Annotated in this window: 10 protein-coding genes; 4 read left to right on the forward strand and 6 right to left on the reverse strand. The window is 53.7% G+C overall.

All coding sequences use genetic code 11. From position 1 onward, the window contains the following. Nucleotides 1-6 precede the first annotated feature (6 nt). On the reverse strand, nt 7-618 hold the full coding sequence (gene plsY, locus B4N58_RS02095) for a glycerol-3-phosphate 1-O-acyltransferase PlsY (protein WP_008250557.1): 612 nt from the start codon (nt 616-618) through the stop codon (nt 7-9). Nucleotides 619-653: 35 nt separating this feature from the next. Next, entirely contained in the window at nt 654-1,553 is a 900-nt protein-coding gene (xerD, locus tag B4N58_RS02100) for a site-specific tyrosine recombinase XerD (protein WP_008250565.1), read from the reverse strand. 67 nt (nt 1,554-1,620) lie between these two features. Between xerD and pdxH the strand changes: the two genes are divergently transcribed. The 4 genes from pdxH to B4N58_RS02120 all read left to right on the forward strand — a co-directional run bounded on the left by pdxH (nt 1,621) and on the right by B4N58_RS02120 (nt 4,547). After that, entirely contained in the window at nt 1,621-2,256 is a 636-nt protein-coding gene (gene pdxH, locus B4N58_RS02105) for a pyridoxamine 5'-phosphate oxidase (RefSeq protein ID WP_291745361.1), read from the forward strand. 19 nt (nt 2,257-2,275) lie between these two features. Continuing rightward, the gene (locus B4N58_RS02110) at nt 2,276-2,899 is read left to right on the forward strand and encodes an ANTAR domain-containing response regulator (protein ID WP_008250569.1); all 624 of its coding nucleotides are present in this window, start codon (nt 2,276-2,278) and stop codon (nt 2,897-2,899) included. Beyond that, complete coding sequence (locus tag B4N58_RS02115) at nt 2,899-3,885, forward strand: CmpA/NrtA family ABC transporter substrate-binding protein (RefSeq protein WP_291745363.1); 987 nt, start codon at nt 2,899-2,901, stop codon at nt 3,883-3,885. The genes B4N58_RS02110 and B4N58_RS02115 overlap by 1 nt, the downstream gene beginning before the upstream one ends. A gap of 116 nt (nt 3,886-4,001) precedes the next feature. After that, the gene (locus B4N58_RS02120) at nt 4,002-4,547 is read left to right on the forward strand and encodes a M48 family metalloprotease (protein WP_291745365.1); all 546 of its coding nucleotides are present in this window, start codon (nt 4,002-4,004) and stop codon (nt 4,545-4,547) included. Between the two features lie 15 nt (nt 4,548-4,562). Here the strand turns inward: B4N58_RS02120 and B4N58_RS02125 are convergent, their stop codons facing one another. The 4 genes from B4N58_RS02125 to B4N58_RS02140 form a co-directional block, all read right to left on the reverse strand. Then, nucleotides 4,563-5,015, reverse strand: coding sequence for a hypothetical protein (locus B4N58_RS02125; RefSeq protein WP_291745367.1), 453 nt, complete (start codon nt 5,013-5,015; stop codon nt 4,563-4,565). 78 nt (nt 5,016-5,093) lie between these two features. Further along, nucleotides 5,094-6,344, reverse strand: a complete 1,251-nt coding sequence (glcF, locus tag B4N58_RS02130) for a glycolate oxidase subunit GlcF (protein WP_291745369.1) — start codon at nt 6,342-6,344, stop codon at nt 5,094-5,096. Nucleotides 6,345-6,353: 9 nt separating this feature from the next. Next, a complete protein-coding gene (gene glcE / locus B4N58_RS02135) occupies nt 6,354-7,448 on the reverse strand; it encodes a glycolate oxidase subunit GlcE (RefSeq protein ID WP_291745371.1) in 1,095 nt (364 codons plus the stop codon). A 12-nt stretch (nt 7,449-7,460) separates the two neighbouring features. Next, a complete protein-coding gene (locus B4N58_RS02140) occupies nt 7,461-8,951 on the reverse strand; it encodes an FAD-linked oxidase C-terminal domain-containing protein (protein ID WP_291745373.1) in 1,491 nt (496 codons plus the stop codon). Between the last annotated feature and the right edge of the window lie 240 nt (nt 8,952-9,191).

Raw genomic sequence — 9,191 nt, forward strand, 5'->3', positions numbered from 1 at the left:
CTGGAATCATGAGGTTTTTTTATCGCCAATTTTGCTTTCCTTTCCGGCAATCAGATTCGCAATATTTTGTTTGTGACGGTAAATAAGCAGGGCAGACATGATTGCAATTGCAGCCGCTTGCCCGTTGATTCCAAACAGCAGCACGTTGTAGAACACAGCGAAGAGCGCGGCGATCAGTGCTGCCAATGAGGAATAACGGAAAAAGTAAGCAATCACAACCCAAGTAATGGCGGTGGCCAAGCCCAAAACCCAATTCAGGCCAAGCAGCACGCCAAGTGCGGTGGCCACGCCTTTGCCGCCTTCAAATTTGAAGAATATTGGGTACAGGTGACCAATAAATGCAGCCAGTCCAATCCAGGCAATGTCCGTGCGGGTGTAACCCAACTGGTCTTGAAAATGAAAGGCCAACGCAACTGCAAGCGTGCCTTTCAAGGCGTCACCCAGCAAAGTCAGCACGGCGGCTTTTTTATTGCCACTGCGCAGCACATTGGTGGCGCCCGGGTTTTTTGAACCGTAAGTGCGTGGGTCGGCCAAACCCACGAATTTGGAAACAACCACTGCGAATGAAATTGAACCAATCAAATAGGCGATTAGCAGGCCAGCGGCAAAATTAAGCAAAAGTGTCTCCTTGTTGTTGGGCTTTGGCGTCGATTTTAGCGACTTTTTGATCGTGGGTGGCTTTGATTGAGCAAGGTGTGCAGGTGTTCTTTGGCCACGTGGGTGTAAATCTGGGTTGTGCCAATGTCAGCGTGGCCGAGCAGTAACTGCACCACGCGCAGGTCAGCGCCGTGGTTAATCAAATGCGTGGCAAATGCGTGTCGCAACACATGCGGGCTCACGGTGGTGTTGATTCCGGCAATCAAAGCCAGGCGCTTTGTGTTTTTCCAGAAACCTTGCCGGGTCATCGGGGTTCCAAAATGGGTGACAAACAAAAAATCGCTGGTTTTCCCCTTCAGTAACTCGCCACGGGCCTGCTGCAAATACAGCTGAATTGCCAACCTTGCAGGTTCACCCATGGGTACCAAGCGTTCTTTTTTGCCCTTGCCCAGTACCTTGACAGCCCCCACATTCAGGTCAACGGCGCGCAGGGGCATATTCACCAATTCACTAACCCTCAGGCCGCTGGCATACATGAATTCAAGCATGGCTTTGTCACGCTGCCCTGCTGCGTTACTCAGGTCGGGTGCAGACAGCAGGTCCAGCACTTGTTTCTCGCTCAGGGTTTTGGGGATGCGTAAGCCGCGTTTTGCACTTTGCAGTTGCGAGCAAGGGTTGTCCTCGCGTTGCCTGGTGGTGTTCAGCCAGAGGTAAAAGCGTTTGTAGCTGCTTAATTTGCGGTTCAAGCTACTGGGTTTTAATTCCAGTAAATCGTGTACGTGGTTGCGAATATGTTCATTGCTGGCTTGAAGCAGGTTCTCAGCAAAGTGCTCGTCCAGCCAGTTCCCCAGTTGTTGCAAGTCGCCGCGGTAAGCCTGCAGCGTGGCTTTGGCCAATCCTTCTTCAAGCCACAAAGTGGTGCAGAATTCGTCGATGAGATCGGCATTGCTCTTCATTGTGGTGCTGGCAGCATGTGAAAATAAAGGTCATCATACCTTTAGCAGCATCAAGGAGTTTTGTTTTATGTCGATCGCAGATCTTCGAAAAGACTACACCCAAGCCACGCTCGATGAAGCCGACGCCCTGGCCAATCCATTCGACTTCTTCAAGCTTTGGTTTGAGCAGGCATTGAATGCCGATTTGCCTGAACCCAATGCCATGACGCTGGCCACGGTGAACGCCAATGGGCGGCCCTCGGCACGTATTGTGTTGATCAAAGGTCTGGATGCTCGGGGTATTACTTTTTTCACCAATTATGAAAGTCGCAAAGGTCAGGAGCTGGCACAGAATCCGCATGCAGCTCTTCTGTTTCATTGGACAGAATTGGAGCGGCAGGTCCGGATCGAGGGTCGGGTAGAAAAGTGCAGTCCTGAAGAGTCGGATGCATACTACCTGTCGCGACCGGCTGGTAGCCGCTTGGGTGCTTGGGCTTCGCCTCAAAGCCAGGTGATCGATTCCCGCGAAGTGCTTGAAGCCAGAGTGCGTCAGGCTCAGGAAGCGCAGCAGGGTGATCCGCAAACCCGCCCACCATTTTGGGGTGGTTACCGTTTGGTGCCCGATTTTTTTGAATTTTGGCAGGGCCGGCCATCGCGACTTCACGATCGCCTGGCCTACACCTTGCAAGGTGATTCATGGGCAATGTCCCGTCTTGCCCCTTGATGAATGAGTAAACCTGTTCATGGTCAATAGCAAAACCGGCAAAGCCGCCACACCGCCACTGAAAGTACTCCTGGTTGACGAAGAACCAGGTCGGGCTGCCATACTGGAACGCGCCTTGCTAGATGCTGGTTATGTGTTGGTATCCCGTCTCAGTTCCGCTGATCGTTTGGTTGAGCATGTGGCGGTGTCCCAACCCGACATTGTGATTGTGGACATCGACTCGCCCGATCGCGATTGCCTGGAAAATATGGCGGTGTTGTCTCGCAGCAATCCAAAGCCGGTCATCATGTTTTCGGATGAAGACAACGAAGACACCATTGCCAGTGCCATCAAGGCTGGTGTGAGTGCCTATGTGGCCGATGGCATGAACCCTGATCGCGTTCGGCCTATTGTGCAGGTGGCAGTGGCCCGTTTTCGTGAATTTCAGGCGCTGAAAAACGAGTTGCAGAAAACCCGGGATCAACTTGCTGACCGCAAGCTGATCGACAAAGCCAAAGGCCTGTTGATGAAGCACCGCAATTTTAATGAAGATGAGGCCTACCACGCCATGCGCAAGCTGGCCATGGAACGCAATCAACGCCTTGTTGACACCGCACGCAACGTGATTGAGGTGTTTGAAATGTTGGGTGGAGGTGGCTTGTGATGCAACAGGAAATTCGCATTGGCGTAATTGCCCTGACTGATTCCGCGCCATTCGTGGTGGCCCAAAAAATGGGTTTCTTCGAGGCGGAGAGTTTGACTGTGGAACTGGTCAAGCAGGCGTCTTGGGCTACGCTGCGGGACAAGCTCGCGTATGGTGAAATTGACGCAGCACATATGCTTTCGCCCATGGCCATTGCGCTACAGCTGGGGTTGGGTGGCTCTCCCAAAAAAGATGTGTTGGCGCCATTGGTGTTAAATCGCAGTGGCAACGCAATCACTGTCAGCAAGTCCTTGGCTGATTTGATATCTGGCTTGATTGAAGGTGAAACACTGGGGTCAAAACTACGGGCTTCAAAATCGTGGGGAGAACGTGCCATGGTGTTTGGTACCGTATTTCCGTTTTCCATGCACACGTTGCAGCTTCGCCGTTGGTTGCGTTTGAATGATGTTGATCCAGATCAGGATGTACGTTTTGAAGTGGTTCCCCCGGTTCGAATGGTCGCCTCGCTGCAGGCCGGGTTGATTGACGCTTTTTGTGTTGGCGAACCCTACAATTCTTTGGCAGTCAACGAAGGCTTGGGTACTATCGTGGCTACTTCGAATAGCTTGTGGCCCAAGGCCCCTGAAAAAGTATTGGGGTGCACCCTTTCCTGGGCCACAGAAAATCCGCTTGCCTTGAGTGGTTTGTGCAAGGCGCTTCGACGTGCGTGTATTTGGCTAGAGAGTGGCGTGGATAAACGCAGCAAGGCAGCCGCCTGGCTATCGACTTCGGATCACGTGAATTTGCCGGGCTCTGTACTTGAAATGGCTTTGTTGGCGACAATCAAGGATGGGACTGACCCGTTTATTCAGTTTGATGGTGCTGAATTGACTGAAGAGCAACGCCCCATGTTTGAATCGCTGGTGGTTGAAACCCATGCATTGACCAGTTCGCGGTCGTTGGACTCGACGCAGTTTGCAATTGGCCTGAAGCCATTTGGTTTCTAGCCAATTGCATTGCACCGATGCTTTGATTACGCTGAAAGCAGTCATGTTGCTCGAAGTTGGAGTGGAGTATGTGGAGTGCACGGATCAACGCCCTGAGATCTTTATGGATCGTTTGTTTGGGCATTTCGTTTTCTTCTTTGAGTGCGCAGGCAGCAAGCCGCACTGACATTGACCATGCAATTGTTCAGTTGGGCAAAGCCGTGCCCGAAATGAAGCTTGAAGTTGAGCTGACAAAAACCTGGAGCAGGGCTTACGTGTCAGATCGTATCGAGGGCGCGCTGCTCACCATGGATCCTGATTTTTTGAGTCGTCTGACGCCCGATGGTGTGTTGTTTGTAATCGCTCATGAGTATGCACACGTGCACTTGGCGCATCAAAAAAAATTGGGTTTCAAAGCCATGGAGTTGGCTGGTCAGCCCACGCCTGATATGGCTTTTGATGCCATTGAACGCAACCCTGCAACCATGGAAAAATTGCACGCGATGAACCGCCAGTTTGAACTGGACGCTGATGAGGCCGCCACCAAATGGCTGGCCAGCTTGGGCGTTACTGCCTGCACCGAAGACGTGCTCCGCAGCATTGATGGTGCAGACATGATGATGCCGGTGGTGCCTTCACACCCCGGATATTACAGCCGCAGACAGGTGATTTGCAGAAAGTAAGCAAGCTGCTTGTGTTCAGGCAATGAATTTTCCTGGATCGAGGTTCATTGATTTTGCGAGGGCCTCGAACCTGGCTTTCTGGGCAGGTTGAATATAACTGCTGACCAAGGCTGTATTGACTTTTTGAAAGCCCTGATCTCCTCGTGCCACATGTTCCAGCAGTGTCCACGCGCACAAGCCTCTTTGTCTTTCCGATAACAAACCTGGGTTTTGAATTTGATTGTTCACCAAGTACGTGGACAATGCTTTGCGAGTGTTGACTTGAATCGATGGGACGTCTCGATCAATTGCATTGCAGTGAAAAACAATTTGTTGGCTTTGTTCGTTTTTTAGTGTTTCGCGGGCAATCGCCAGAGCCGCTTTCTTGGTGGGTCTTCCCTGTTCTTCCAGGCTGATTTGGCTGAGTGCCCTTGTCAATGAACTGACCGGGCGTGTACCGGGGTTGCTGTTGGTGTCTGTGATGGTCATGGCTTCAGATGCTTTAAAATTGAAAGGACCACTTAGTGAATAGCTAGCCCTTTCAGTTCCCTGTTGCCGGGTTTTTCATTAAACAGCCTGTGCAACCCACTCCACCCAATGGCGAACATCTACGGTCGCATCGCTTTCCAGATGACCCAGACAACCAATGTTGGCCGATGCAATCGCCTGTGGCTTGCCCGCCATCAAATTGGCCAGTTTACGCTTCTTCAGTTCTTTCGACAGTTCGGGTTGCAATACGGAGTAGGTTCCAGCCGAGCCGCAGCACAAATGTGAGTCGGCAACCGGGGTTAACTGAAAGCCCAGGGTGGTCAACACGTTTTCAATGATGCCCTTGATTTGTTGCCCGTGTTGCAGTGTGCAAGGCGGGTGAAATGCAATGGTACCGGGTATGCGCTGCTGTGCAATGGCCGCTTTGACCTTGGTGCCCAAGCGGGCCAAGCCGTCCGCATTTTGCCGGGTAATGAATTCGCCGATGTCCAGTGTTTTGTCGCTGACCAGTTTGGCTTTGGCGGCGTATTCAGAGTCGTTCTCAAAGTGATGCGCGTATTCCCGCACGGTAACCCCGCAGCCTGATGCATTCATCACCAAGGCTTCAGCTTCGCCGCTTTGCAGTAGCGAATACCAGGCATCAATATTGGTTTTCATTTGTGCCAAGCCACCGGCGTGGTCGTTCAGGTGAAACTTCACGGCGCCGCAACAACCCGATTCCTGTACCACCATGCTTTGAATACCCAGCGCATCGAGAATGACCGATGTTGCGGAATCAATGGACGGCATCATGGCAGGCTGTACGCAGCCCTTCAGCAAGATCACCTTGCGGGTGTGGGCTGTGTTGGCAAAGGGTAGGGTGGCGCGCTTGGCGGGCACTTTTTTCTTGATGCTCTCCGGCAGCATGCTACGCACTGCCTTTCCCATGGCCATCCCCGCGGTAAACATTGGGCGATTGGTCATCAACATTTTCAGACTTTCGCGAGTCAGCTTCTCGGCCACCGGGCGTTCAACCCGCTCATCCACAATTTTGCGACCAATGTCGATCAGTTGGCCATATTTCACACCGGAAGGGCAGGTGGTCTCGCAGTTGCGGCACGTCAGGCAACGGTCCAGGTGTTGCTGGGTTTTGCGTGTAACTTGCTTGCCTTCCAGCACTTGTTTGATCAGGTAAATACGACCGCGTGGGCTGTCCAGTTCGTCGCCCAGAATTTGGTAAGTAGGGCAGGTGGCAGTACAAAAACCACAGTGCACGCATTTGCGCAAAATGGCGTCGGCGGCTTTGCCATCGGGGGTGTCTTTGATCCAGTCGGCGAGTTGGGTGTCCATGCTTTCTACTTACAAAATGGGTGACAGGCGGTTGATGCTGAACACACCAGCCGGGTCGAATTGTTCTTTCAGGCGACGTTGCAGTTTCAGCATGACGGCATCGGGTTGCTGGAATGCATGCACGCGAGCTGCTTCGTTGCCGGTGCGGTACAGGGTGGCATGGCCACCCACACGCTTGGCAATCGCGCGAATTTGCTCGGCATTAACCGTTGACGACTCATCAGCGCGGAACCAGCGCAAACCACTGCCCCATTCATGCACGCTTTGGCCGTGCATGGCCAAATCCACCGTGGTCGGTGGCACGGCCAGGCGCCACAAGTCACCTTCGCGGTTGAAAAATTCATGGTTCTGGTCGCGTACGCTGGTCCAGAAGGCCTGTGCCGGCGCCGGCGCTATTTCCTGCCCGCCCATGTTTTTAATTGCGGCCTGCACTGCGGCACTGGCGCCTCGCAGGCGAACAGTCAGTTTGCCGTTTTCAAAAAAAGTGGCTGAAATGGGCAAAGGTTTGGACAACCATTCATTGCTTTGGGCAATGGCTTTGTTCACGTCCATCTCGAACTGCAGGGTGGCCTCTGCCGGGGCAACCGGCATCACCTTGATCGACAATTCTGTGGCAATGCCCAGCGTGCCCATGCTGCCAGGAATAACCCGGGCCACGTCATAGCCGGCCACGTTTTTCATCACCACGCCACCGAAGTGCAGCAACTGGCCCTTGCCATCCAGCAGCGTGCAGCCCAACACATAATCTTTCACGCCGCCACGGCTTAAGCGGGCAGGGCCGGCAAGACCGCTGGCAATGGCACCGCCGATTGTTCCTCGATTGGTGCCGCCTTCGCCAATGCGCGGGGGCTCAAATGCCAATTCCTGCTTTTGTGCAGCCAGCGCGGCTTCTACTTCAGCCAGCGGCGTACCCGGCTTAACCGTGATCACCAATTCCGTGGGCTCGTATTCTACAATGCCCGCCCATTGGCGCATGTCCACCTCTTCGCCTTGCAGGGGGCCGCCATAAAAATTCTTGGTGCCGCCGCCCACTGGGCGAAGTTGCGTGTTGTTGCGTGCAGCCAGTTCTACCCGTTTGCACAGGTCGTCGATAAAGTCGCTCATGGTCTCGTTCTTTTAAAAGCGGGGCAGGTCTGCGAAAGGCACTTGCCCGCCGTGCACGTGCATGCGGCCGTATTCAGCGCAGCGGTGCAGTGTTGGAATGGCCTTGCCAGGGTTGAGCAAACCGGGCTCGTCGAAGGCTTTTTTCACCGCGAAGAATGCATCCAGTTCCGCGCGTGAAAACTGCACACACATCTGGTTGATTTTCTCGATGCCCACGCCGTGCTCACCGGTTACCGTGCCGCCCACTTCCACGCACAGTTCCAGAATTTCGGCACCGAAATCTTCAGCGCGTTTAATTTCCTCGGGCTTGTTGGCATCGAACAAGATCAGTGGGTGCAAATTGCCATCGCCTGCATGAAATACGTTGGCGCAGCGCATGTCGTATTTCTTTTCCATCTCGGTGATGGCGTTTAACACATCAGCCAGACGGCGACGGGGAATGGTGCCGTCCATGCAGTAATAGTCAGGCGACACACGGCCAGCGGCAGGGAAGGCATTCTTGCGGCCCGCCCAGAATTTCAGGCGTTCGGCTTCACTTTGCGAGACCTTGATGGCTGTTGCTCCGCAGCCGTTCAGCACGCGAGTCATTTCGGCGATTTCTTCGGCCACTTCTTCCGGGGTGCCATCGCTTTCAAGTAGCAAAATGGCCTCAGCCTCGGTGTCGTAACCGGCTTTTACGAAGGGCTCCACCATCTGGCTGGCGCGCTTGTCCATCATTTCAAGACCTGCCGGGATTATACCGGCGGCAATGACTGCCGCAACGGCATTGCCCGCGTTGGCCACGTCGTCGAAGCTGGCCATAATCACTTGCGCAAGTGCGGGCTTGGGCACCAGTTTCACGGTCACTTCCGTGACCACGGCCAGCATGCCTTCTGAACCAATTACCAGGTTCATCAATTCAAGGCCGGGGGCGTCGGGTGCTTCAGAACCAAATTCGACGATTTCGCCTTCGATGGTAATGGCGCGCACTTTCAGTACATTGTGAACGGTAAGGCCATACTTCAGGCAATGTACGCCACCGCTGTTTTCTGCCACATTGCCGCCAATGGTGCAGGCAATTTGGCTGGACGGGTCGGGTGCGTAATAAAGCTGGTGCTGGGCTACGGCCTCGGAAATCGCCAAATTACGAACGCCGGGTTGCACCACTGCACTGCGAGACTGCACATCCACTTTCAAAATTTTGTTGAATTTGGCCATACCCAGCAAAATACCGTGCTTGTGGGGCTGTGCGCCGCCAGACAAACCCGTGCCCGCGCCGCGGGCCACCACAGGCACGTTCAGGCGGTTGGCCAGTTTCAGGATCTGAATCACTTGTTCTTCGGTTTCAGGCAAGGCCACTACCATGGGCAGCTGGCGAAACAGGCTTAAACCATCGCATTCATAGGGTTTGGTGTCTTCGACCTCGTGCAGCACAGCATGGGTGGGCAGGATCTGGTTCAGTCCTGTGATGACCTCTGCGCGCTGGGCGGCGTTCAGTACAAAATCTTCGGTGGGCGCATTCATAGGGGTACCTCTGTGACAGCTTTAAAGAATACCTTTTTCAGACCAATATGGTAATTGGTGCTTGCCCGGAGCAGTTTTGCGTGTTGGTCAAAAGTGAATTGCTGATTCATTGATCTAAACTGGCGGGGTTACCTTCGCTACAGCCAACTCAGCGGGGTTGCCCGTATCTTCAGCCACCCCGGCGGGGTTGCCTGATTCCGCACAGAAAACCGCTTGATCCCTTGTTGAATTGATTCTTGC

Origin of the sequence: Limnobacter sp. UBA3528, from assembly GCF_002377005.1 — a bacterium.
In the GTDB taxonomy this organism is placed as follows: Bacteria; Pseudomonadota; Gammaproteobacteria; order Burkholderiales; family Burkholderiaceae_B; genus Limnobacter.

Excerpts from the sequence above, each read along its gene's own strand:
- B4N58_RS02110 (WP_008250569.1), top strand. The coding sequence starts at position 2,276 with ATGGTCAATAGCAAAACCGGCAAAGCCGCCACACCGCCACTGAAAGTA.
- xerD (WP_008250565.1), bottom strand. The coding sequence starts at position 1,553 with ATGAAGAGCAATGCCGATCTCATCGACGAATTCTGCACCACTTTGTGG.
- B4N58_RS02115 (WP_291745363.1), top strand. The coding sequence starts at position 2,899 with ATGCAACAGGAAATTCGCATTGGCGTAATTGCCCTGACTGATTCCGCG.
- pdxH (WP_291745361.1), top strand. The coding sequence starts at position 1,621 with ATGTCGATCGCAGATCTTCGAAAAGACTACACCCAAGCCACGCTCGAT.
- B4N58_RS02125 (WP_291745367.1), bottom strand. The coding sequence starts at position 5,015 with ATGACCATCACAGACACCAACAGCAACCCCGGTACACGCCCGGTCAGT.
- B4N58_RS02140 (WP_291745373.1), bottom strand. The coding sequence starts at position 8,951 with ATGAATGCGCCCACCGAAGATTTTGTACTGAACGCCGCCCAGCGCGCA.
- glcF (WP_291745369.1), bottom strand. The coding sequence starts at position 6,344 with ATGGACACCCAACTCGCCGACTGGATCAAAGACACCCCCGATGGCAAA.
- glcE (WP_291745371.1), bottom strand. The coding sequence starts at position 7,448 with ATGAGCGACTTTATCGACGACCTGTGCAAACGGGTAGAACTGGCTGCA.